Raw genomic sequence first — 23306 nt, forward strand, 5'->3', positions numbered from 1 at the left:
TCCTTTATATGTGCTAATGGTTTGATGGTGGTAAAGCGAGTTTGGGTGTGTGGTCACCATATTTATATGGTAGTAATGGTTTTGATATAAGATTGTTTTTACAGCTAATGATATATGATTTCATGCTTGTAGTTGGGGGTAAGGTTGAGGTGTGTTTAGAGGTAGAAAAGGTAAAATACTCAATAAGTTATCTTAAAAATCATTAGCTTAAATCTTGATGTGGCTCCTGTCTCCGCACCAGTTCAGGTTCCAGCGAAGGCTACCAACATCTCTGGAACCCCCGTAAAGCCCGCCTTCTGGCGGGTTTTTTCGTTATGGCTACTTCATTTGCAACGGGCGAAGCTTGCCCGCGAAGAACACGACGCGGTGTATGACGCTGGCCTGGCCGGTGAACCCTCCTGAAAAATGCAAGGCAAACACCCGGACCGCAGCCCTTCGCCCCAATTGCCCACGGCCATTCATCCAAGCTACCATTGCTAATAATTCCTATTAGCATAATGGCGTCCCCCCATGAATGCCCCTCCCACTGCTCCAGCCCCAGGTTTCGAACTGGAGGCACTCTACCGTGCCCACCACGGCTGGATCCGCCAGTGGCTACAGCACAAGCTCGGTAATGCCCATGATGCAGCGGAGCTGGCGCAGGATGTGTTCGTGCGGTTGCTGACCAAACCCCGCGCCTTCAATGACCACGAGCATGCCCGTGCGTACTTGGGGCGCATGTCGCGCAATGCCTGTGTGGATTTCTGGCGGCGGCGGCGGGTGGAGCAGGCCTACCTGGAAGTGCTGGCAGCCCAGCCAGAGCATCTGGTGCCATCGCTGGAGCATCAGGCCGTCATCCTCGAAACGCTGGGGCAATTGCAGGCGATGTTCGAACGCATGCCCAAGCGGGTGGCCGAGGCGTTTTTCATGGCGCAGCTGCAGGGCATGAAACAACGCGAAATCGCCGAGCAACTGGGCGTGAGCGAGCGTAGCGTGAACACATACCTGGCCCAGGCGATGTACCAGTGCTTGCTGCTGGAAGTGCAGCTGGATGATGCGCTGACATGAGCAGGGCACAACTGGACCATGCCGTGTTGCAAGCGGCTGCCGGATGGTTTGCGCGGCTGTACGCAGCGCAGCATGACCCTGCTGCCAACGCGCAATGGCGTGCCTGGCTGAACGAAGATGCGCGCCACCGCCTGGCCTGGTCCTATGTAGAAAACATCAACCAGCGTTTCGGTACCCTCGACGGCCAAACAGAGCAGGCGCGGCAGGTGTTCGACAGCGTCCGCCGAGGCCAGCAATCGCGCCGTGCCGTGCTTGGCAGCCTCTGCGTGGCAGGTGCAGCAGGGCTGTTGGGGTGGGGCGGCTGGCAGCGGGGTTGGGTGGACTCGCCACGGGCCTGGTTTGCCACCTACCGCACCGGCTTGGGCGAGGTGCGGCCGCTCACCTTGGCCGATGGCAGCCAGCTGTGGCTGAACGGCGAAACGGCGCTGGATGTGCAGTTTGATGAGGGGGTGCGGCAGCTGCGCCTGTATCACGGTGAAATCCTGATTGAAACCGGCAAGGACCCGCGGCCTCTGGCCGTGGTGACGCGGGCAGGCCGCATGCAACCGCTTGGCACGCGCTTCAGCGTGCGGGATCAGGGCTTGCAAACGACCTTGAGCGTGTTCGAGGGCAGCGTGCAGGCAACCTGTTCCAACAGTGGTTTGCAAACCACACTGGGCGCCGGGCAAATGCTGGTGTTCGATGCGCAGCAGGCCAGCACGCCCTCGGCTGCACAAGCCTTGCGCCAGGACTGGAGCCGTGGAGTGCTGGTTGCAGAAGACATGCCGTTGGACCGGGTGATCGACGTTCTGCGCGACTACCGCCATGGCCACCTGGGCATCGACCCTTCGCTGAACAGCTTGCGCGCGGTAGGTACCTTCCCGTTGCTGGACACGGACCGAACCCTGGCAATGCTTGAGCGTGCATTGCCCATTCGGGTAGTGCGCACCTTGCCTTGGTGGGTCTCCGTCGAGGCGATCTGAAATAAAACAAATTTCTTTTTCTGGTTTTGAGGTGCTCATGCGCTTGGTGGGATGACGCTACTTTATCCTACTTCCGCAAGGACCCTTTCATGCTGCTTCGCGACTCTGCTTCCTCGCGCCGTCACCCGCTGGCGCTGGCCATCTTCCTTGTCCTTGGCTGCCACACTGCTGCCGCCCAGGCCGACAGCAACGGCGCAGCCGCACAAGGGGTGGTGTATGACATTCCGGCCGGGCCGCTGGCGCGGCAACTGAACCTGCTGGCCAGCCAGGCCGGGTTGCTGATTGGCGGTGATGCCACGCTCACCGCCAACAAGCAGAGCCAGGCGGTGCACGCTACCAGTGTGGAGCAGGCGCTGGCGCAGATACTGGCAGGAAGCGGTGTGCAAGCGGTGCGCACCGGCGAGCGGGAATTCCAGTTGGTGCGTCAGGCCGACGACCCAGCGGGTGTAGTGACCCTGGGCAGCACCACCATCTCCGGTCAGGGCCTGGGCGATGTGACAGAGGGCACCGGGGCTTACGCCACGGGCCGTTCGTCCACCGCCACAAAGCTACCCATGAGCCTGCGCGAAACGCCGCAGTCGGTCACCGTGGTCACCCGCCAACGCATGGATGACCAGAACATGAAAAACCTCGATGACGTGATGCGCAATGCCACTGGCGTCACCATCATCAAGAACGGCGGCGAGCGCTCGCTGTATCAGGCCCGCGGGCAGACAGTCGAAAACCTGCAGATTGATGGCGTGCCGACCAACATCGGCAACCCGTATTCGATGGACACCATCTCCAAGCCCAACACCGACATCTACGACCGTGTGGAAGTGGTGCGTGGCGCCACCGGGCTGATGGAAGGCGCGGGTAACCCGTCGGCGTCCATCAACCTGATTCGCAAGCGGCCCACGGCCGAGCGCCAGGCGTTGATCGAGACGTCGGTCGGCTCGTGGGACGATTACAAGACCATGGTCGACCTGTCTGCACCGCTGAACGAAGCAGGCACCCTGCGCGGCCGTTCGGTCATTACCTACAACAATGCCAACAGCTACCTGGACACTGCCCAGAAGGAAAACCAGCTGTTCTACGGCATTCTCGAAGCCGACCTGGATGAGTCGACCCTGGCCACCTTCGGTTTCACCTACCAGAAGGACCGCAACTCGGGCTATGACTGGTCGGGCCTGCCCAGCCAGGAGAGCGGCGCGTTCTACCCGATTTCGCGTTCTACCTCGCTGACCGGCGACTGGAACCACCTGGACAAGCGCAATACCACCGTGTTTGCCGATATCCAGCACACCTTCGCCAACGGCTGGAAGGGTGTGGTGGCGGTGAACCAGATGTGGGCCAAGTCGGATTTTCTGGGTAACTACACCTTTCCCGGGGGTGGCACCGACCTGTTCACCCTCAACCCGCGCCATTTTCACTTCGATGACACCCAGACCAGCATCGACGGCTACTTCACCGGCCCGTTCCAGCTGCTGGGCCGCCAGCATGAGCTGATTGTTGGCGGTAACTGGAACAAGGACGACTTCGACTATCACGGCGGGCGCGATGCCACATACCGCTACATCGTCGACATGAACAACCTGGCCGCGTTCGCCCCGCCGAGCCCGACCGCCCTCAACGTCAACCAGTGGCAATACAACCGCACCCAGGAGCAGAAGGGCGTGTATGCGGCCAGCCGGTTCAGCCTTACCGACAGCACCACGCTCATCCTCGGCAGCCGCTGGAGTTGGTACAGCCACGATGCGCTGGACGACACCAATGGCGTGCGTGAGCCCAAAGACCATAAGCACTTCTCCAAGAGTGGCGAAGTCACCCCCTATGCCGGCCTGGTGCAGGACCTGAACGAAAACTGGTCGGCCTACGCCAGCTACACCGAAATCTTCAAGCCGCAGAGTTCGCAGGACCCTGATGGCAACACGCTCCTGCCGATGACCGGCACCAACTACGAAATCGGTTTGAAGGGTGAGTTCCTGGACAAGCGCCTGCAAACCTCCATGGCGTTGTTCCAGGCCGACCAGTCAGGCCGTGCCGAACGGGTGACCTGTGCGCAGACCTTTGCCTGCTACCGTGCATCCGACAAGGTGCGCAACAAAGGCATCGAGCTGGAGCTGACCGGTGAGGTGCTGCCGGACTGGAACGTATCGGCGGGGTACACCTATACCCAGTCCAAGTACATCGGTGGTGAGCAGAAAGGCGAAGACTTCAACGGCGCCTCGCCCCGCCACCTGTTCAAGGTTGCGACCGACTACCGCCTGCCCGGCGCGCTCAATCAGCTGCGTGTGGGTGGCAGCTTCTATGCGCAAAGCAAGATGACCCAGACCGAAGTCGGCGAAGACTACAAGATCCAGCAGGACGCCTACCACCTGACCAACCTGCATGCGATCTACGAGATCAACAAGAACCTCGAAGTGCAGTACAACCTGGATAACGTGTTCAACAAGAAGTATTACCAGACCTTGGGCAACCCCAACTACTGGAACTTCTATGGCGAGCCGCGCAATTTCAACCTGGCGCTGCGGGCAAGGTTCTAACTGGCTAATGCGCCGGCAAACTCATTGGCGGCGCTTTGTGGGAGCGGGTTCACCCGCGAAGCATTCACCTCGGTGGATGGCACCGGCGTTGCCGGTGTTCGCGGCTGAAGGCGCACCGAAGCGGGGGCGTCGCACTTACTGGAGTACAAAAATCCCGATTCGATTCCACGGAATGCCATAACTAGCTGATTTATTTATGGATAGCCTATGAGGTACATCCAAGAAATCCATCCAATTCCAGACCCGCGAAAACCGGGCCCTCACGGCCAACAACCGTCCGTCTGTCTCCGCACCAGTTCAGGTTCCAGCGAAGGCTCCCAAAATCCCTGGAACCCCCGTAAAACCAGCCTTATGGCGGGTTTTTCCGTTATGGCTACTTCATTTGCAGCGTGCGAAGCTTGGCCGGGCTGAGATTGAAGAAAGTCGAGCAGCGAATAGACTACTTTTTTCTCTGAAGCGCGAGAAAATAAATCCGCCCCCTTTTTCCCTCTTTTTCCCTTTTCCATGTGCCCCAGCGGTGTAGGCTGTTTCCCGCAGCATCCATCGCCTTTTCCCAGCACTCCTAAGCTTGCATTAGCAGCCCCCAAGGCATAAATTCCTTCCGTCGCCGAAGCATCGGCGACGCGACCTTGGCCGGTCGGAATCGAAAGGCGCTTTTTTTGTGCCCGCGATGTCGCGTCATGGCGGTGGTGCGCGGGACACCTTCGGGTGTGCCGGGCCCCTTTCGTCCCGGTCGGCCAACCCGCGTACTGCTGCCACCTAAACTTGCTTGGCCGCGAGCGGTGGCAGTTCCACAACGAAAGGAACTCATGCATGACCACCAAGATACTGAGGATCCTCGCATCCGCTCTCCGCCGCTCAACCCCTGTGGCCACCCCATCTCCAACCTTCCACCCGATCGACAGTCAGTCCCTCGCCACCCGCACCCACCGGGAGGCACCCCATGTCTGACCATGAACGCCTGTCCTCCATCCAAAGCTACGTCTGGACCCTCGAACTGCTCGGCGAGGCCCTGGTCCAGCATGACGAGGTGAAAAAAATGGGGACGGATTTATTTATTAAATTCTTTTCCCGCTGGGCTGGTTTTAAAAATAAATCTGTCCCCACTTTCTTTCACTTTCTTTTTCCGTCTACATTAAAGGTTTTCTATTGGTTTAAGCTATAAAGATTTTTTTGCAAGCATTTTTTATCTGTTCTTTTGAGGCGTATGTTCCAAAGTCGATCCAGTGTATTACGTTGTAAAATTCTTGTTCAGATTTGCTGTATCTATCAAGAAGTGATGTTAGCCTTTTTTTTGGATATGTCTTTGCGCACTTGAGCGCACAGTGCTTTCGGATTTCTGCATCGTCGTTGTTAAGGAATTCCAAAATAACATCTTCACCGATGGCGATGAATTCCTTGTCGCTTATAGAAGAAATAATGTTTCGCTTGAGCACGCTAGGGCATTCTAGGGAAAGTATATCTGCGATCCTATCTTTTCCGATTTTTAGTAATGTCTTTACTGCCAGGGTGCATACGCTTTTTGAAATGTTGGAACTTCCAAGCAAGGAATTTGCTTCTGATGAAGAAAATCTTTTAGTGATGTCTATGATTAACGGGATGTCTTGCCACTCACCATGTAGCTGCATATATTTCAAGTCTGCCTCGATAGGTCTTATTAACTGGTTGGCTAGGGATTGCCTGATGATGGGTAGATCTTTTTTTGATTTTTTTTCAACTAATATTGTTATGGTTTTTCGGATTAACTTGTTTATTATGTAATCCTTAAGCGCTTCAAATTGTTCGTGTACGGATTCTGGGGTTGAGTTTGTTGATTCGGCCCATAAATTTAAATGATTGCTATAGAAGCTCTGGTAATTATCTGTAAGGTTATTGGTTAACTCGGCGCGTCTTGCTTCTATATGTCGGCGAGAAAGCTCGAAGTATGCATCGGAAACTATTGGTAAAAGCTTGCTAGCCTTTCTTTCTAGCTCAGAGCTATCCATTGCAGCCAATATTTCCGACTGATACAAAGGCCATATGGCGTTTTCATCAGTGGTGGGTTTTGAAGAGTCTTTCATAACTATAGCTTTAGCTTCCTCCTCGCTGAGGATTGCGCCCTTTTTCAGCAAGGCAGGGATCGCTAGTGCCCTTATACTAGGCTCTGGATCCTGCTGGATAGTCTGAGTGAGCTCTGGGCTCAGAAGATCTCTTGAAGTCAAGACTTGAATGGCTCTTTCTCGGACTATTTTGTTGCGGTTTTCAATGGCTTTATATAAATCTTCTGTCGTAATATGTCCTGGCTGTTTGAATAATGTGTCTATTACCTCAGTGCTAATTACTGAAGGCTGTAGATCAATAACTGCATTCATTCCTGCGCTGACACCGCTTCTTAGCCTGATGGCAATGTATGCCTCGCACGCTAGTGTGATTGTCTGAGAGCTGTTTTTGTCTATTTCATTCTGAATGTCAGCTAGGTCGCTTTCATCGCCCTTGTCAATCAAATAGCGAAGGGCGGCATTTCTAATAGTGAAATTCTTCTTTTCTGAAAGCCAGTTCTGGATGTAGTCGCGCCTACTGAAAAGTTCATCTTGGTGGATATCTGTTCCTGTGAGTGTCATTAGGTCCAATATTGAGTTGACTATGGCGTAATTGCTTTCAGATATCGTTAGCGTTAGAAACGCTAGGTTGTAGTGATTGTTGTTTCTGTGTTGTAGCCAATACCAAAATGGAATATTTTCCTGAGGTATGTTTTTTGCGCCGGACTGCAATAGTTTTAGTAGTTCAAGTCCGTCGAGAGAGCAGCTATCTTTATTTCTGTATATTAGGTTGGCGTCATGAGCGCCTAGATATATTGTGTCATTTTGTCCATCCCCGAGCGAGCTGGAAATTAATCTAAGTCTAGCAACTTCAAATGGCTCTAGTCTTGCTCTTTCCTCCGCGTCACCAGTCCGGTGCAAAATTGAATTAATGAAGTTTGCACTTTTCCCTTGTATTGGACTGAAGGCGTATGCGTCGTTGTCTTGGTCGTTATTGATAGGTGCAGAGTTAGCGTCTGGGGTATGTGTTTCTTGTGGTTTTGACTCACTTAAGTCGACGTGTTCTAATGCGTAGCTGGACATGCACTTTCGAATTGCAGTTTCAAAATCTTCCTTGGTTTCAAATTCTTGAAATAATAAGGTTTTTTCTTCTATAATTTTTTTCTTGAATCTGATGACTTTCTGAAGTTGTTCGCCAGGATCGCTTAAAGCAGGGGAATCTACTTTTTTGAAGAATAGGCTTATGAGAGGTTTTCGTGCCTGCTTATGGCTAGTGGTTGCAATTGTGAATTCTTCTTCAAATCCTGACTCGTACTTGCTTTCGTTGTCCGGGGCTGAACCCCAGCGTTTCCATAAAATTCCGATAAATACGTCACAACGTTCTAAATCGCGATTGATTATTTCTTGAGGCCTTCCGGCACTGGAAACGGTGTCTTCCCAGCCCACAAGCTCAATGTGCACATTGAATTTTAACGAAAGCATTGAGTTCAGCTCGTCAGCGACCTGTTTTGCTATTTTTCGCTCGACAGCTAAATCGCCCGGAGAGGCCAAGAAAAAGCTAATGACTTTCCTATTTGCCGCCACAACTCGCCCTCATGTCCATCTGGTTTGGGCATTTAGTATTCTGCTTTCTTCGACTAATCTCAAGCCTGCGAAGAGGGGTCGACGGAGTAGAGGTCGTCTTGTCGCAGTACACGACTCCGGAAAAATGGGGACGAAAAAACGCGGAAAATGGGGACCGATTTATTTATTCCCATTAATCAAGAGATGTAGCTAACCTGTACGCATCTGCTGTGACATGACTGCTGTACGCAGAAGACCATCTGGTCTGCCGGTTTATCTTTTCCTCGGTTCGCCAATCTGCGTACAGCTGCCAACCCCCTACTCAGAGCGCAATCTAGTGCGTTTTCACCATGGCAGCTGTACGTGGGAACCTCCGGTGTGCCGGTTCCTTTCGTTCCGGTCGGCCAACGCCAACCAGCCCCTCCGCGCAATCCATTTCCTACGTTTTCCATCGCCATTTCCTAGCCCCAAGAACCTTGCACTAGAAACCCCCAAGGAATAAATTCCCTACCAGTCGCGGCAAATTCCGCGACCGGGTTTGGCGACCCGGATAAACTTGGCGCAGCAGCGCCCCACACGATTGCAGGCGCTTTTTTTGCGTCCGCAGCCTCGTGCCATGGCGGCTGTGCGCGGGAGACCTTCGGGTCTGCCGGGTTCCAAGTTCCCGGTTCGCCAACCTGCGTACAGCTGCCACCCATTGTTTGGCGACAGTGCGTGGTGGTTCCAACCTAACTTGGAGTCTCATGCATGACCATCACACGTCTGTACAGGATCCTCGCATCCGCTCTCCGCCGCCCAACCCCCGCGGCTACCCCATCCCCAACCTTCCACCCGATCGACAGCCACTCCCTCGCCACCCACACCAACCGGAAGGTGCCCCATGTCTGACCATGAACGCCTGTCTTCCATCCAAAGCTACGTCTGGACCCTCGAACTGCTCGGCGAGGCGCTGGTGCAGCATGACGAGGTGCTGGAGTGCGAACACAACCCGCACCTGAGCTTTCGCAACACGGCGGGTATTCACCAGGCGATCCGGATCATCAGCCGATTGGCCAGCGAGCAGTTTGGCAAGCTGGAGGCGATGAAGGAGGAGAGTGTTTCTGGGGATTGATGCTGGGGGATGTTGGGGCCGCTTTGCGGCCCTTTCGCGACACAAGGCCGCTCCTACAGGTACGGCGTTAGCTTCAGACTTTGCGCAGTCCTGATGGAGCGGCGGTGCGGTGGTGCGACTTGCCTGCGAAGGGCTGCAAAGCAGCCTCGGTAGTGGCGATGAAGCGCTTACGGACCGGCGTTAGCCTACAGGCCAACATTCTCAAATCACACCTGCGTCAGGCCCTACCAGAACCACCCACCCCGGGCGAGTTCCTGCTCGCAACTGCGATACTGCGCACCGAACACCGAAGCCCGGGCCTGGACCTTCTGCGAAACGTTCTTCAGCCACGGCTTGGCGTCGTAGCTGCGGTTGCGGTAGCCGCCCCAGCCTTCGTGGTAATTCAGGTACTGGCCATAGGCGTCCCACTTGGACACGCCATTGACCCGCTGGCTTTTCTGCATGTACCAGCCCATGAAGTCGAGGGCGTCGGCGAAGTCGTCGCGGCTGGCGCCCCAGCCGCCGGCTTCGCGCTTGTAGTCGGCCCAGGTCTCGTCCTTGGCCTGGGCGTAGCCGTAGGCGGTGCTGACCCGGCCCCAAGGGATGAAGCCGAGAAAGTAATAGCGCGGCGGCAGGGCGTCGTGCTTGAACGAGGACTCCTGGTACATCATCGCCATCGGCACTTGTACCGGCGCGCCCCAGCGCGCCTGCATCTTCAACGCCGCCTCGTGCCATTTCGGTTTCTCGCGAAAGATCTCGCAGAGGTTGTCGGGATTGGCCGGGGGCTTGGTGGCACAGCCGGCAAGCGCCAGGAGCAGGGCCGGCATCAAGAGCCGAAGCATGAAGGGGTTCCTTTTGCGGACGTCGGGATCGCAGGTCGCTGGCGCTTTATACATTCTTTGGCGATGCATATGAATCCGCGGCGGGTCGTGCGCGGGAGATCCCGCATCCGTAGGGCATAGGTATTTGCCTCAACCGGGCTCTGCTGAAAATAAATCCGTCCCCTTTTTTGTCCCTTTTTTCCCCTTTTTTCCTTTTTTCTTAAGATGCCACGAACTCAGGCTTTGCTGCCGCGTTGCGGCAGATCGCGGGGCAAGCCCGCTCCCACAACGATGGACGACAGTACTTTTCGTACAATGCCTAACAATTAAGTGAGGAGGTATTAGTTGGATGAGGTAAGTCCACTATTTAATTAGTCATGCAAGGGTAATGACAAAAACAGGCTGCCAGATACGCAGTCTGGGGGAAGTGGCTAATATTATAATATTCAGTGGCTTGCCGAAGCTTGTCGATTATTTCATTTCGCCTTCGCAATAAGGTGCATCGGATCAATAGCCATTTGTAGGGTTGTGATGTTTGACAGCCCATGAGGGCCAAACAAGACTGCTAGACGCGCGCTCACGGTAGGGTGGCGCAAACAGGAGAAATTCTTTTTGGAATTTCGATCTATACGACATAGGGAATAAGGAAATTAAAATGTCATCAACCGCGCTCAAGAACAAGGTGGAAAATAGAGATCAGCAGCCACCGAAGCCTTTCAGTATTTTCAATGACAACATGATCCAGATCACGTTGGAGCTGCCTGCCGCCTTGCAGATCAACCAGAATCGCCAGGAGTCCTTTACCACGGCGCCGATACTGCATAACGGTACGCCCTTCGATATTACCGGGGCGACGTTCTCGATCAACCTCAATGATGTGAAGGATGCGTCGAGCAACGTGATCGCCAACGTGCGCTGGTGGGACGCCAGTACTTACGACGGCCAGCAGGAAATGACCTTTGAATGCCCGAAGGTCGCTGCCGGCCAACAGGCGGTGTGCAAACCGCTGTCTCCCGCCTACACCAGCGTTCGGTGGAACGCCACGGTATCGAGCGGGCGCGCGACGGAAGTGTTCACCAATAGCGTCAAGGTGATTTCACTTACTTACTCGCCAGCGGACTCGAAGACTCCCGCGCCGGGTCCTATCGTTCAGGTCGGCTGATTGATCGCGCACCACGGCGCCCTGATGCCAGGATGCCGTGGTGGGCTTGGTGTTGTTGCCCGCTACTCGTTGTACTCCGGCGTTGCTTCTGGCTGCACGGAACGGGCGCTTGGAGTGCCGATATCGAACCACACCGGCCACGAACTGCGATGCCGGTTCTCAACCTGCACGCAGGGAATCAACCGCTCGCGCAGCACATCGGTCCTGTCCACGCTCACCGCCAACCGATACTTGGCACTGTGCACGCACTCCCGATCGCCAAACTCGCAACGGTCCAGGCGGGTCCCGCCGCAGGGGCCGTTCGCCAAGCCTTTGGGGCAGGTCTCGGGGCAGATGTAGAGCGTGTCTTCCAGCCGGCAGCTGCCGCAGGTATCGCAGCCGACCATCGGGCGCTTGATACGCCGCTCCACCCGATGCAGCCACTGCGCCGCGGTGGGGTTGGCCCACAGCGGCCGGGTCACGGCCCAGCCGAAGGCCTTGCTCAAGGCCGTGGTGCGGCTGAACAGCTGATGGTGCATCGCCGAAAGCAGGTGATAGCGGGCTTTTTGCTTGTTGGATGCAGTGATTTGCCGTTGCCCGAGCCGCCAGGCGTGCCCGGGTGGGTGGAAGGTGACCGGGGTCAGACCCGGTTCCCGCCAGGCCGCCTCCCAGGCCGGGGCCCAGTCCTCCAGTGAGGTGAACTGCGGTTGCAGCGCTTCAATCGCCTGTTCCAATGCTTCGAACTGCGCGACTTCGTGAATGCCGGACAGGTGCACGCCGGCATAGCCCATCAATTTCAGGCCGATCACCTGCAAGGCCAGGCGCTGGTTGGCGCGTTCCTTGGCGTAGGCCTTGGATACCGCCGCCTCGGCCGCCAGCAGTGTGCGCATCGACGGCGTGACGGTCACCCCGGCGACGTGATCGAGCATGCCGGCGCGGCCTTCGGTCAGCGCCATGATGCACGCCATCAGCGGCTTGGGGCAGGGCTGGCGCTGCATCCAGTCGAAGGCTTCCTGGTGCTTCTGGATATCGAACCCCAGTTGCAGGATGAACAGGTCGGCGCCGGCGGCGAGTTTCTTTTCGGCCTTGCAGTACTGCGCGCCGCCCTCGGCTTCCTGGTACTTGAACGGGTTGAGCGCGGCGGCCAGCAGCCAGTGTGGCCGGGCCTGGCGCACGAGCTGCAGGGCGGCGACCGACTCCAGGTAGCGCACCGGGCGTTCGCCGGGGTTGTGGCCGGGCAGGCGGTCGCCGGTGAGCAGCAGCAATTGGTCGAGGCCGGCGCCGTCCATGCGCTGCAGTTGGGCGAGCAGGTCGCGGCGTTCACGGTCCTTGCCGGAGAAGTGCAGCAGGGCGGGGACGGGGTGTCGCAGGCTGGTGAAGGCGTCCAGCGGTGACATGTCCAGGGCGCTGCCGACGCGGTCGCCGATGGCCACGGTCAATGGCCAGCCACACAGCTGGGTGCGGGCCATGAGGGTTTCGAGGGTGGCGAAACGCTCGGCGCCGGGCTTGGGGACGAATTCCAGGATGCAGGCGAAGGCGTGGGCGTCCAGGGTCGTTTTCAGCAGGCTCATGGGGTGCGGGCTACCGGGTTGGGGCAGGGTGGCAGTGTGCGGCAGATTGGCGGGTGGGGCATGTCTGATTGCGCGGAGTACTGTGCTGGTTGAGACATTCACAAGGTTCTGTCAGGCGACGCAGATCCCTGTAGGAGCGGCCTTGCCGAGGCGTCGGACTGGTCGGAAAGGGCCGCAAAGCGGCCCCGGCAATCTGTGCATCAACACTGAAATCCTGGGGCTGCTTCGCAGCCCTTTCCGACCGGTCCGACGCCTCGGCAAGGCCGCTCCTGCAGGGTTCATCATTTCGATCATTCATCATGAACAAATCTTGATTTCATCTCAAATTTAATGAGTTTGCCTCACTTTTGCCCCGCGCCCAGAATGCCCTCATTCACTTCAAGGTTCGAGGGACGACAACATGGCGCTGGCACACAACCTGGGCTTTCCGCGTATCGGCCGCGATCGCGAGTTGAAGAAAGCCCAGGAGGCCTTCTGGAAGGGCGAGCTGGACGAAGCCGGCCTGCGTGCCGTGGGCCGTGGCCTGCGCGCCGCGCACTGGCAGGCGCAGAAGGCTGCCGGTATCGAGCTGCTGCCGGTGGGCGACTTCGCCTGGTACGACCAGGTACTCACCCATTCGCTGACCTTCGGCGTGATCCCCGAGCGCTTCCGTGCCGAGGACGGTGCCAAGCCGACCCTGCAGACCCTGTTCGCCATGGCCCGGGGCGCCGTGGCGACGGACCGCAGCGATAGCTGCTGCGGCGGCGCCCACGCCCAGGAAATGACCAAGTGGTTCGACACCAACTATCACTACCTGGTCCCCGAATTCACCGCCGACCAGCAGTTCGCCCTGAGCTGGGAGCAGTTGTTCGAGGAAGTCGAAGAAGCCAAGGCCCTCGGCCACGCGGTCAAGCCGGTGGTGATCGGCCCGCTGACCTACCTGTGGCTGGGCAAGACCAAGGGCGCCGACTTCGACAAGCTGGAACTGCTCGACCGCCTGCTGCCGCTGTATGACCACATTTTCAATCGCCTGGCCGTGCAAGGGGTGGAGTGGGTGCAGATCGACGAGCCGATCCTCGCCCTGGACCTGCCGCAGGACTGGAAGAACGCCTACGAGCGGGTCTACAACATCCTCCAGCGCGCGCCGCTGAAAAAGCTGGTCGCCACCTATTTCGGCGGCCTGGAAGACAACCTGGGGCTGGCCGCCAACCTGCCGGTCGATGGTTTGCACATCGACCTGGTACGTGCGCCGGAGCAGTACCCGACCATCCTCGATCGCCTGCCGGCCTACAAAGTGCTGTCGTTGGGCGTGGTCAACGGTCGCAACGTCTGGCGCTGCGATCTGGAGAAGGCGCTGGAGGTGCTGCGCCATGCCCACGAACGCCTGGGTGACCGCCTGTGGGTCGCGCCGTCGTGCTCGCTGCTGCACAGCCCGGTGGACCTGGCGCGCGAAGACCAGCTCGATGACCAACTGAAAAGCTGGCTGGCCTTCGCCGTGCAGAAGTGCCAGGAAGTGGCGCTGCTGGCCAAGGCGCTCAACCAGCCCGAAGCGGTCGATGTGGTCGAAGCCCTGGCGCAGAGCCGCGCCGTGCAGCACGGCCGCGCCACCTCGCCGCGCATTCACAAACCGGCGGTGCAAGCTCGCGTGGCGGCGATCAAGCCCGCCGACAGCCAGCGCGTCTCGGCCTTCGAGCAGCGCATCGCCAAGCAGCGCGCCAGGCTGAACCTGCCGGCGTTCCCGACCACCACCATCGGTTCGTTCCCGCAGACCTCGGCGATTCGCCTGGCGCGTCAGGCGTTCAAGCAGGGCAGGTTGACGGAGGCGGACTACGTCGAGGCCATGCACAGCGAGATCCGCCACGCGGTGCAGATCCAGGAAAACCTGGGCCTGGACGTGCTGGTGCATGGCGAGGCCGAGCGCAACGACATGGTCGAGTACTTCGCCGAGCAGTTGGACGGCTATGCGTTCACCCGTTTCGGCTGGGTGCAGAGCTATGGTTCGCGCTGCGTGAAGCCGGCGGTGATTTTCGGCGACCTGAGCCGCCCGAAGGCGATGACCGTGGCGTGGATCGAGTATGCCCAGGGCCTGACCCGCAAGGTCATGAAAGGCATGCTGACGGGGCCGGTGACCATGCTGATGTGGTCGTTCCCGCGCGAGGACGTGACCCGCGAAGTGCAGGCCCGCCAGCTGGCGCTGGCGATCCGCGACGAGGTGGTCGACCTGGAAGCGGCGGGCATCAAGATCGTGCAGATCGACGAGGCGGCCTTCCGTGAAGGCTTGCCGCTGCGCCGCAGTGCCTGGCCGCACTACCTGGAATGGGCCACCGAGGCGTTTCGCCTGTGCGCCTCGGGCGTGGGTGACGCAACCCAGATCCACACCCACATGTGCTACAGCGAGTTCAACGATGTGATCGAGTCGATCGCGGCGATGGATGCCGATGTGATCACCATCGAGACTTCGCGTTCGGACATGGAATTGCTGGAGGCGTTCGAGCGCTTCGACTACCCGAACGAGATCGGCCCGGGGGTGTACGACATCCACTCGCCGCGGGTGCCGGACAAGGACGAGATGGTCACGCTGCTGCGCAAGGCGGCTCGGCGTATTCCGGCCGAGCGGTTGTGGGTCAACCCGGATTGCGGGTTGAAGACCCGCGCCTGGCCGGAGACCGAGGCGGCGTTGGTGAATATGGTCGCTGCTGCCCGCGAGCTGCGTGCGAGCGTCTGATCCTGAAGGGCCCTCTCGCGGGGCAAGCCCGCTCCCACGATTGTGGACTGCTACCAAGGGTTGGATAGGTGTCCAACTTACTGGGGGTAGTCTACTTGCCTGTGAGATCGGCGTGGGAGCGGGCTTGTCCCGCGAGAGGGCTCGCGCATGTTTCGCGCACTTCGGCTAGAGTGCCCGGACACTCCAGCCAAAGCCCCGCCATCGCCATGAAACCCATTCACCTCACCCTGATCTGCCACGCCCGCACCGAGGCGCAAAGGGTGGGGCGCTTCGCCCTGGACGACGAACCGCTGCGTGATCCGCCGTTGCTGGCGCCTGAGCGTTCGGCCCGCTACCTCACGGCACCTGAGCTGCGCACCCGCCAGACCGCCGAGGGGCTGGGGGCGGTGGTCGATGACGGCTTGCGCGACTGCGACCTGGGGCGCTGGAAAGGCTTGCCGCTCAAGCAACTGGATGACGCAGACCTCCAGGCTTGGTTGGCCGATCCGCAGGCCGCGCCCCACGGTGGTGAGTCGATCGCCGGCCTGTGTCAGCGTGTCGCCGGTTGGATGGACAGTGCCCTGAGCGAGGGCGAGTGGGTCGCCATCACCCATCCTTTCGTTATCCGTGCGGCGATGTTGCATGCGCTGGGTGCGCCACTGCAGGCCTTTGAGCGCATCGATGTGCCACCGCTGGCGCGGGTGCGGTTCAGCCATAGTGGCCTGTGGCGGTTGCAGCTGGGCTGACGGTATGCCTTTCGAGGTGTTCGCCGCAGCCCTTGCAAGGCCCAGGTCTAACGCCGAACCAACGCCGGTACTGCACGGACATAGAGCAGCTCGCTCACCAACTCCACCAACGTCTGGGTGATCACCGCCGCCGCCGCCAACGCGCGGATCGACTCCGGCAGCGCCAACGCCAACGGCAGCACCACCAGCGAATTGCGCGTGGCGGCACTAAACGTCACCGCTCGGGCTTCGCCTGTGGACAACCGGAACAGCCGCGCAGCGATCATCCCCAGCAGCGGTGCCAACAGGGCAAAACCGACATACACCGGCACCACCGGCAACAGGTCGTCCAGCCGGCTGGCCACCACGCCGATCTGCGAGCCGATCACCGCGATCAGCACCAGGGCCATGGCCGGCACTGGCAGCCAGGCCCAGGCGTCGTTCCATTTGGCGACCAGCGTCGAGCGCCGTGCTCCCGCGCTGGTGGCGACCGCCAGCAACAGCGGCAGCACGATCAGCAGCACGAAGGCCTCGACGAAGGGCGCGATGGAAATCTCGACCTGGCCGCCACCAAGCATCAATGCCAGGTACAGCGGCAACAGCGCCAGTTGCACCAGCAGGAGTACCGGCGTGGCGGCCAGGGTCAGGCGCGAGTCGCCCTTGCCGATATGGGTGAACACCACCACATAGTCGATGCACGGGGTCAGCAGCACCAGCAGCGCGCCGACCAGCACCGCCGGATGATCGACCAGCCCACGGGTGCCGATCCATACCAGCAGCGGCACCAGCACGAAATTGGCCAGCAGCAGCGCGGCCATGAAGCGTCGGTTGCCCAGGCCGGCGCGCAGGTCGAGGAAGGGGATCTGCAGGAACATCGCATACATCAGCACGGCGATGGCCGGGGTCACCAGCATCTCCAGTGGCTGGACCACGCCCGGCGCCAACAGACCGACGGCGGCGGCGAGCGCCACGGCGATGAAGTACAGGGGGGTCTGGTTGCGTTCGAGCTGCTCTCTGTCCACGGGCGTCCTGGCATTTCTGACTGAATTACTGGGTCGGGCAGGGTACTATCTGGCGCAATCCATAGGGAGTGATTCGATGCGAATTCTAGTGGTGGGTGCGAGCAAGGGATTGGGTAAGGCACTGGTCGAGGGCCTGGGTAACGCGGGCGACACGCTGATCGGCGTGTCGCGTACCCGGCCGGCGTCGTTGCCGAGCGCGGTGCGCTGGATCGAGGCCGACCTCGGCCAGGCGCGCCAGGCCGCGGCGGTCATCCATGAGGCCGTGGCCGAGGGCGGGCTGGATGTGCTGGTGTACAACGTCGGGATCTGGGAGGAACGGGCCTTCGAGGACGGCTACCGCTTCCTCGACGACGACGACGGGCAGATCGAGCGCATGGTCGCCACCAACCTCACCGCGCCGCTGCTGCTGATCAAGCGCCTGCTGCCGCTGCTGCTGCAGAGCGACCGGCCACGGATCATCCTTACCGGCTCCACCTCGGGCCTGGCGGGCAGTGGTCGCCCGGAAGTCACCTTCGGCGCGAGCAAGTTCGGCCTGCGCGGGATCGCCGAAACCTTGCGCGAAGGGTTTCGCGAGCAGGGCTTGGGCGTGAGCTGCCTGAACCTTGGCTACCTGAACACCGAGGATGGGCTGGACGTGCCGCTGGCGCAGGCCGAGCAGCGGGGCGAAGGGACGCTGATTCCGCTGCACGATGTGGTGCAGGTGTGTCGGATGATGCTGAGCCTGTCGTCGGCCAGCTACGTGCGCGACATCACCTTGCCCGCGCTGCGCGACGAGCGTTTCTGAGATGACCTTCGAGCAACAGGTCCGAGCGATTATCCACAACGATCCGCTGCGCTGGCGGTTGCTGGCCTGCGTGCGGGAGCTGGCGCTGGCGGATGGCTGGGTTGGCGCAGGCTTCGTGCGCAATGCCGTGTGGGACCACCTGCATGGTCGGGCGACGACGGCCCTGGGCGGGGATGTGGATGTACTGTGGTTCGATCGCTCGCGCACCGATCCGGCAGAAGACCGGCGCCTGGAGGCACGGTTGCAGGGCTGTGCGCCACAGGTGCCGTGGTCGGTCAAGAACCAGGCGCGCATGCATCTGCGCAATGGCCAGGCGCCGTACGCCTCGACCGAGGATGCCATGCGCTATTGGCCGGAGACGGCCACGGCGGTGGCGGTGCGGCGCACGGCGGACGACCGGTGCGAGGTGCTGGCGCCGTTGGGGCTGGACGATCTGTTCGGCCTGCGGCTGCGTTCCACGCCGGGCAAGGCCGAGGTGATGGCCGCCCGGGCTCGGGACAAGGGTTGGATGCAGCGCTGGCCGACGTTGCGTTCGCTCGGTTGAACAAGCCCGGCAGGCGAACCTGCCGGGCCTGGTTCGCGCTCTCAACTGACCAGGCAGATCGCTCGCAATGTCGAGCCTGGTTTCACAGGCGTGGTGGTGTCACCGAGCCATTGCTGGGTATCGGTCTTCTGCTGTTTGGCGAACACGTCCCTGACGTTCTCCCAGCTTTCCACCGACAACTGGTAGACCGCCTGGGACAAGGTGTAGGACGACTGGAAGGTAATGGTGCCTTTCTTGCTGGTGGCCTTGATGGTGAATTCGCTGGCATACAGCATGAAATTCACCGAGCCGGCGATGCCGGTCTGCAGGATGTTCTGGTTGAAGTTGGACTGGCGCTCGGTCTGTTCGGAATAGGACAGCGCCGCGTTCACCAGGCTGCTCAGGGATTTCTTGATCTGTTCGACGTCCTTGGCCGCCAGGCCGATGAAGCCTTTGACGAACGAATCGATCAGCGCATTGGCGTCATGGCTTTTCTGCTGGATCTGCGTTACCTGGGCGGCGAGCAGCGACAGGAAGGGGATCTCGGCGATCTGCTGGGTGAAGGCGATGAAGTGTTCGCGGTCACCCTTGGCCTTGGGCTTCTGGTCGGTGGGTTGGTCCAGTGGGTTGTATTCGGAGCGCCGGCGGGCGATGTCGATGGCGGTCTGCAGGCCCTCGTAGATGCTGACCGGCGCTTTGCCTGGGCTGACGTTCTTGTTGGCATCGTTGGCATAGCTGTCGGTCGCCGAGCCGGCCGCGGGGCTGAAGAACGGGTTGATGGCGTCGGCGCCGCTGCGCATGGAGCGACCTGTCGCGGTGAGCTGGTGGTGATGATTGTAGTCGTGGGCGAAGATGTTGCCGTGTGGTGTCGTCGACTTCACGCGGGCCTTTCCTTCCAGCCAGGCATGAGCAACTTCTTTCTCGGACGGGGCGGCTCCTGGAGCGTTCATGGCAAATCCCTTTAGCAGATTTATTAATAGGGTCTGGTGCGCTGGAACTTAAGCAGTTCATTGGGCGCCTGACTCAGGCTAGAGGGGAGTTTGAAAGTGTCAAAGTGTCATTTCTAACACTGTAGGAAAGTAGTGGAGTACATGGAGCCAATCGAATTAAATAAAGATTGGCTTATCGTGAAATGCAGATATTTATGGATGATGAATATTCATTTGAATATGTTTTATTGGTAAACATATTCGTTGGATTTTTTAAGTAAATTGCAACTAATGCTTCGGAGAGGTCAGGCGGTCGCTGCCGGACGCTTCGCGGGTGAACCCGCTCCCACAGGTTTCGGTGTCGCCGTGGCGGGAGCGGGTTGGTCGGGGCGTGGATCAGCGCTCGATGGCCAGCGCCACACCCTGGCCGCCACCGATGCACAGGGTCGCCAGGCCCTTCCTGGCATCGCGCTTGATCATCTCGTGCAGCAGGGTCACCAGCACCCGGCAACCGGAGGCGCCGATGGGGTGGCCCAGGGCGATCGCGCCGCCGTTGACGTTGACCTTGGACGCATCCCACTCCAGCTGCTTGCCCACCGCCAGGGCCTGGGCGGCGAAGGCTTCGTTGGCTTCGATCAGGTCCAGTTCGCCGAGCTGCCAGCCAGCCTTGTCCAGGCAGCGCTGGGTCGCCGACACCGGGCCGATGCCCATGATCGCCGGGTCGACGCCGGCACTGGCGTAGGCGGCAATCTTCGCCAGCACCGGCAGACCGAGGGCCTTGGCCTTGCTGGCGCTCATCAGCAGCACCGCGGCGGCGCCGTCGTTGAGGCTGGAGGCGTTGCCGGCGGTGACACTGCCGTCCTTCTTGAACGCGGCACGCAGCTTGCCCAGGGATTCGGCGGTGGTGCCGGGGCGTGGCTGCTCGTCGGTGTCGAACACCAGCGGCTCGCCTTTCTTCTGTGGGATGTGGATCGGCGTGATCTCATCCTTGAAGCGCCCGGCCTCGATGGCGGCCACGGCCTTGCGCTGGGATTCGGCGGCGAAGGCGTCCTGCTGCTCGCGGGTCAGGCCGTATTTTTCGACCAGGTTCTCGGCAGTGATGCCCATGTGGTAGTCGTTGAACGCGTCCCACAGGCCGTCGCTGATCATGCTGTCGATCAACTGGCCGTGGCCCATGCGCTGGCCGGTACGGGCCGAGGGCATCACGTAGGGCGCCAGGCTCATGCTTTCCTGGCCGCCGGCGATGACCACCTCGGCGTCGCCGCAGCGGATGGCCTGGGCACCCAGGTGCAGGGCCTTGAGGCCCGAGCCGCAGACTTTGTTCAGGGTCAGGGCCGGGACCTCGAAGGGCAGGCCGGCCTTGACGGCGGCCTGGCGGGCGGGATTCTGACCGGCGCCGGCGGTGAGCACCTGGCCGAGGATCACTTCGTCGACCTGGGCCGGATCGAGCTGGGTCTGGGCCAGCAGCTGGCGAATCACGGCGGCGCCCAGCTCGACGGCGGACACGTTGGCCAGTGCCCCCTGGAAACTGCCGATGGCAGTGCGGGTGGCGGCGACGATGACGACTTCGTTCATTGTTGTTCTCCGGGATACGAGCGTGATCGGCACAGCATCCCCGCCCCGCGCTCATTTGAGAAGTTTGTTTTTCTTTGCGATTGATCGGGTTTGCAAATGAATGGGCATCCCGTGCCGGCCCCACGGCAATAGCGCAAGACTTGAGGTCAGCGCGATCACTGAGGGAGCGGGCTCGCCGCGAAGCGCACCTTCACGCCGAACCCGCCGCCATCGCGGTTGAAGTACTCGAGCCCGCCCCCTAGCTGTTCCACCACCAGCGCCACGATCGCCAGCCCCAGCCCGGCACCGCCGGGATTGCTGTCGCTGTAGAAGCGATCGCTCAGCCGCGCCAGCTGCTGTGGCGCCACCCCGGGGCCCTGGTCGAGCACCTGCAGGGTCAGCCAGTCATCGTGCTGGCGCAGTTCGAGGGTGACTTCGCCACCGGGCGGGCTGAAGTGCAAGGCATTGCCGATCAGATTCTGCAGCATCACGGTCACGGCGGTGGGGTCGGCGTAAAGGTGGCAACTGCCTTGCTCGTCGAGCACCAGGTCGACCTGGCGGCGCAGGGCCAGCGGCGCGAGTTGCGCCAGCTCCTCCCGGGCCAGGGCATCCAGGCGTACGCGCTGACGGACTTGGGTCAGGGGCTCCAGGCGGGCCATGGTCAGCAGTTGGCTGGCAAGGCGGGTGGCACGGGCCACGCCCTGTTCGAGAAATACCAGCGCTTCGTCGCGCTCGGCATCGCAGGTGGCACGACGGGCATTGCTGGCATGAATGGCCAGCACCGCCAGCGGCGTGCGCAACTCATGGGCGGCGTCGGCGATGAAGCGGCGTTCGCGTTCGAGCAGGCGGGTGAGCTGCTGCAGTTGATGGTTGAGGGCGTTGGCCATGGGGGCCAACTCAGGCGGGAGCGGTGCGACGGCCAGTGGCTCCAAGCTGTCCACCGGGCGGACGCGCAGGTGCCGGGCCAGGCGCCGCAGCGGTTGCAGGCCCCAGCCGAGCAGCAGCCAGATGGCCACGGCCAGCAGCGGGATGCCGACCAGCGCGGGAGCCAGGGCCTGGTCGGCGATGCGCTGGATCAGGTCCTGGCGCAGGTCGTCGCGCTCGCCGACCCAGATCAGCAGGCCGCGCTGGCGGTCTTCGAGCAGCACGCCGCACCAGTCCTGGCCCTGGTAGAGCAGGTCATGGATGCCGGGAGCGGGCGGGCTGTCGAGGTGCGGCGCATCGGCCGAGCGCATCAGCAATTGGCCATCGCTACGCCAGACCATGAAGTCGAGGTTGATCTCGTAGGGGTGGCTGAGAATGTCCCTGCCGGACTGCTCCATGGCTTGTTCCAGCGCCGCGCGCACGCCTTGCCAGTCCTGCTCCGCCGGCATCTGCCGGAACAGTCCCTGCAGCACCCGCGCGGCCTGCACCAGCTGGGCGTCGTAGACGTTCTCGATCTCCTCGTGGTTGTCGCGCAGCACGCTGAGCACCAGGCCGAGGCTGCCGAGCAGCACCAGCAGCAGGGTGGGCAGCAGGATACGTGTGCGGATGGCGGTCATGGCGCATCCTCGATGAGGTAACCGACGCCGCGCACGGTGCGGATCAGGCCACTGTCGAGCTTGCGTCGCAGGTTGTGGATCAGCACTTCCAGGGTGTTGCCGCAGCCGCTTTCGTGCCAGCCGTATAGCGCCTCGGCCAGGCGTTCGCGGGTCAGCACGGTGCCGGGGCGGGCCAGCAACTGGTGCAGCAGCTGGAACTCCATGGGCGTCAAGGCCACCGGCCGGTCCCGGTAGCGCACCGTCAGGCGCGCCGGGTCGAGGCTGACCCCGGCATGCTCCAGCAACGGTTGCGCGCGGCCCTGGCTGCGCCGCAGCAAAGCGCGGATGCGCGCCTTGAGCTCGTCCACGTCGAAGGGTTTGATCAGGTAGTCGTCGGCGCCGGCATCCAGGCCCTGGATTCGTTCGCGGGTGGCATCGCGGGCGGTCAGTACCAGTACCGGCACCTCGCCCGCAGGGGCGGCGCGCAGACTGCGCAGCAAGTCCAGGCCATCGCGTCGGGGCAGGCCGAGGTCGAGCAGCACCAGGTCGAAGGTTTCGCCGCGCAGGGCCTGCTCGGCCTCCAGGCCGTCGGCCAGCCAGTCCAGGGTGTAACCCTCGCCGCGCAGGGCGGTGCGGATGCCCTGGGCCAGGGCCTGATCGTCTTCCACCAGCAGTACGCGCATGCTTCGGTTCCCCCGTCGAAGGCGCCATGATGGGCCCTGCGCGCAGCCTGTCGCCCGGGGAAATGTAACCAGTGATGACCTACTAAGCTGCCATTAAGTTTGGCACTGCATCGTGCGGGTCCCTTCTCATCAACGGAGCTTATCG

At 60.6% G+C, this 23306-nt stretch carries 18 protein-coding genes; 10 read left to right on the forward strand and 8 right to left on the reverse strand.

Annotation, left to right across the window (positions count from 1 at the left end; translation table 11 throughout):
* Positions 1-510 precede the first annotated feature (510 nt).
* The 4 genes from ACYUME_RS04280 (at position 511) to ACYUME_RS04295 (ending at position 5699) form a co-directional block, all read left to right on the forward strand.
* On the forward strand, positions 511-1047 hold the full coding sequence (locus ACYUME_RS04280) for a sigma-70 family RNA polymerase sigma factor (protein ID WP_460418139.1): 537 nt from the start codon (positions 511-513) through the stop codon (positions 1045-1047).
* Entirely contained in the window at positions 1044-2009 is a 966-nt protein-coding gene (locus tag ACYUME_RS04285; RefSeq protein ID WP_460418140.1) for a FecR domain-containing protein, read from the forward strand. Before ACYUME_RS04280 ends, ACYUME_RS04285 begins: the two co-directional genes overlap by 4 nt.
* 89 nt (positions 2010-2098) lie before the next feature.
* The gene (locus tag ACYUME_RS04290) at positions 2099-4534 is read left to right on the forward strand and encodes a TonB-dependent siderophore receptor (RefSeq protein WP_460418141.1); all 2436 of its coding nucleotides are present in this window, start codon (positions 2099-2101) and stop codon (positions 4532-4534) included.
* 943 nt (positions 4535-5477) lie between these two features.
* Positions 5478-5699 carry a hypothetical protein gene (locus ACYUME_RS04295; protein WP_460418142.1) on the forward strand — a complete coding sequence of 74 codons (222 nt, stop codon included), beginning with the start codon at positions 5478-5480 and terminating at the stop codon, positions 5697-5699.
* Here ACYUME_RS04295 and ACYUME_RS04300 read toward each other — a convergent pair.
* Positions 5689-8136, reverse strand: coding sequence for a DUF4062 domain-containing protein (locus ACYUME_RS04300; protein ID WP_460418143.1), 2448 nt, complete (start codon positions 8134-8136; stop codon positions 5689-5691). The genes ACYUME_RS04295 and ACYUME_RS04300 overlap by 11 nt on opposite strands.
* Before the next feature lie 859 nt (positions 8137-8995).
* Here ACYUME_RS04300 and ACYUME_RS04305 point away from each other — a divergent pair.
* The gene (locus ACYUME_RS04305) at positions 8996-9226 is read left to right on the forward strand and encodes a hypothetical protein (RefSeq protein WP_460418144.1); all 231 of its coding nucleotides are present in this window, start codon (positions 8996-8998) and stop codon (positions 9224-9226) included.
* A 224-nt stretch (positions 9227-9450) separates the two neighbouring features.
* Here the strand turns inward: ACYUME_RS04305 and ACYUME_RS04310 are convergent, their stop codons facing one another.
* Positions 9451-10047, reverse strand: a complete 597-nt coding sequence (locus ACYUME_RS04310; RefSeq protein WP_279881770.1) for a transglycosylase SLT domain-containing protein — start codon at positions 10045-10047, stop codon at positions 9451-9453.
* A gap of 634 nt (positions 10048-10681) precedes the next feature.
* On the opposite strand from ACYUME_RS04310, the gene ACYUME_RS04315 reads away from it, so the two are divergent.
* Positions 10682-11188, forward strand: a complete 507-nt coding sequence (locus tag ACYUME_RS04315) for a hypothetical protein (RefSeq protein ID WP_460418145.1) — start codon at positions 10682-10684, stop codon at positions 11186-11188.
* Between the two features lie 62 nt (positions 11189-11250).
* Here ACYUME_RS04315 and ACYUME_RS04320 read toward each other — a convergent pair whose 3' ends face one another.
* Entirely contained in the window at positions 11251-12738 is a 1488-nt protein-coding gene (locus ACYUME_RS04320; RefSeq protein WP_460418146.1) for a methylenetetrahydrofolate reductase C-terminal domain-containing protein, read from the reverse strand.
* Positions 12739-13138: 400 nt separating this feature from the next.
* Between ACYUME_RS04320 and metE the strand changes: the two genes are divergently transcribed.
* Both metE and ACYUME_RS04330 read left to right on the forward strand, forming a co-directional pair.
* Positions 13139-15442: a 5-methyltetrahydropteroyltriglutamate--homocysteine S-methyltransferase gene (gene metE / locus ACYUME_RS04325; RefSeq protein ID WP_460418147.1), complete on the forward strand. Its 2304-nt coding sequence runs from the start codon at positions 13139-13141 to the stop codon at positions 15440-15442.
* A 206-nt stretch (positions 15443-15648) separates the two neighbouring features.
* Entirely contained in the window at positions 15649-16167 is a 519-nt protein-coding gene (locus tag ACYUME_RS04330) for a histidine phosphatase family protein (protein ID WP_279882834.1), read from the forward strand.
* Positions 16168-16214: 47 nt separating this feature from the next.
* Here ACYUME_RS04330 and ACYUME_RS04335 read toward each other — a convergent pair whose 3' ends face one another.
* Positions 16215-17168 carry a bile acid:sodium symporter gene (locus ACYUME_RS04335; RefSeq protein ID WP_460418148.1) on the reverse strand — a complete coding sequence of 318 codons (954 nt, stop codon included), beginning with the start codon at positions 17166-17168 and terminating at the stop codon, positions 16215-16217.
* A 76-nt stretch (positions 17169-17244) separates the two neighbouring features.
* Between ACYUME_RS04335 and ACYUME_RS04340 the strand changes: the two genes are divergently transcribed.
* Both ACYUME_RS04340 and ACYUME_RS04345 read left to right on the forward strand, forming a co-directional pair.
* A complete protein-coding gene (locus ACYUME_RS04340; protein ID WP_460418149.1) occupies positions 17245-17952 on the forward strand; it encodes an SDR family NAD(P)-dependent oxidoreductase in 708 nt (235 codons plus the stop codon).
* Position 17953: 1 nt separating this feature from the next.
* Positions 17954-18496, forward strand: coding sequence for a nucleotidyltransferase family protein (locus ACYUME_RS04345; RefSeq protein WP_460418150.1), 543 nt, complete (start codon positions 17954-17956; stop codon positions 18494-18496).
* Positions 18497-18537: 41 nt separating this feature from the next.
* Here the strand turns inward: ACYUME_RS04345 and ACYUME_RS04350 are convergent, their stop codons facing one another.
* From ACYUME_RS04350 to ACYUME_RS04365, 4 genes are all read right to left on the reverse strand, one after another.
* Entirely contained in the window at positions 18538-19425 is an 888-nt protein-coding gene (locus ACYUME_RS04350) for a hypothetical protein (protein WP_279882842.1), read from the reverse strand.
* A 375-nt stretch (positions 19426-19800) separates the two neighbouring features.
* Positions 19801-20979 (reverse strand): acetyl-CoA C-acetyltransferase, encoded by a 1179-nt coding sequence (locus ACYUME_RS04355; protein ID WP_279882844.1) that lies wholly within the window; start codon positions 20977-20979, stop codon positions 19801-19803.
* 155 nt (positions 20980-21134) lie between these two features.
* Entirely contained in the window at positions 21135-22499 is a 1365-nt protein-coding gene (locus ACYUME_RS04360) for an ATP-binding protein (RefSeq protein ID WP_279882845.1), read from the reverse strand.
* Positions 22496-23161, reverse strand: coding sequence for a response regulator (locus ACYUME_RS04365; RefSeq protein ID WP_460418151.1), 666 nt, complete (start codon positions 23159-23161; stop codon positions 22496-22498). Before ACYUME_RS04365 ends, ACYUME_RS04360 begins: the two co-directional genes overlap by 4 nt.
* Positions 23162-23306 lie beyond the last annotated feature (145 nt).

It is taken from the genome of Pseudomonas sp. microsymbiont 2 (assembly GCF_054788395.1).

Excerpts from the sequence above, each read along its gene's own strand:
- ACYUME_RS04280 (WP_460418139.1), top strand. The coding sequence starts at position 511 with ATGAATGCCCCTCCCACTGCTCCAGCCCCAGGTTTCGAACTGGAGGCA.
- ACYUME_RS04355 (WP_279882844.1), bottom strand. The coding sequence starts at position 20,979 with ATGAACGAAGTCGTCATCGTCGCCGCCACCCGCACTGCCATCGGCAGT.
- ACYUME_RS04360 (WP_279882845.1), bottom strand. The coding sequence starts at position 22,499 with ATGACCGCCATCCGCACACGTATCCTGCTGCCCACCCTGCTGCTGGTG.
- ACYUME_RS04310 (WP_279881770.1), bottom strand. The coding sequence starts at position 10,047 with ATGCTTCGGCTCTTGATGCCGGCCCTGCTCCTGGCGCTTGCCGGCTGT.
- ACYUME_RS04295 (WP_460418142.1), top strand. The coding sequence starts at position 5,478 with ATGTCTGACCATGAACGCCTGTCCTCCATCCAAAGCTACGTCTGGACC.
- ACYUME_RS04340 (WP_460418149.1), top strand. The coding sequence starts at position 17,245 with ATGCGAATTCTAGTGGTGGGTGCGAGCAAGGGATTGGGTAAGGCACTG.
- ACYUME_RS04290 (WP_460418141.1), top strand. The coding sequence starts at position 2,099 with ATGCTGCTTCGCGACTCTGCTTCCTCGCGCCGTCACCCGCTGGCGCTG.
- ACYUME_RS04315 (WP_460418145.1), top strand. The coding sequence starts at position 10,682 with ATGTCATCAACCGCGCTCAAGAACAAGGTGGAAAATAGAGATCAGCAG.
- ACYUME_RS04285 (WP_460418140.1), top strand. The coding sequence starts at position 1,044 with ATGAGCAGGGCACAACTGGACCATGCCGTGTTGCAAGCGGCTGCCGGA.
- ACYUME_RS04330 (WP_279882834.1), top strand. The coding sequence starts at position 15,649 with ATGAAACCCATTCACCTCACCCTGATCTGCCACGCCCGCACCGAGGCG.
- ACYUME_RS04345 (WP_460418150.1), top strand. The coding sequence starts at position 17,954 with ATGACCTTCGAGCAACAGGTCCGAGCGATTATCCACAACGATCCGCTG.
- ACYUME_RS04365 (WP_460418151.1), bottom strand. The coding sequence starts at position 23,161 with ATGCGCGTACTGCTGGTGGAAGACGATCAGGCCCTGGCCCAGGGCATC.
- ACYUME_RS04350 (WP_279882842.1), bottom strand. The coding sequence starts at position 19,425 with ATGAACGCTCCAGGAGCCGCCCCGTCCGAGAAAGAAGTTGCTCATGCC.
- ACYUME_RS04320 (WP_460418146.1), bottom strand. The coding sequence starts at position 12,738 with ATGAGCCTGCTGAAAACGACCCTGGACGCCCACGCCTTCGCCTGCATC.
- metE (WP_460418147.1), top strand. The coding sequence starts at position 13,139 with ATGGCGCTGGCACACAACCTGGGCTTTCCGCGTATCGGCCGCGATCGC.
- ACYUME_RS04305 (WP_460418144.1), top strand. The coding sequence starts at position 8,996 with ATGTCTGACCATGAACGCCTGTCTTCCATCCAAAGCTACGTCTGGACC.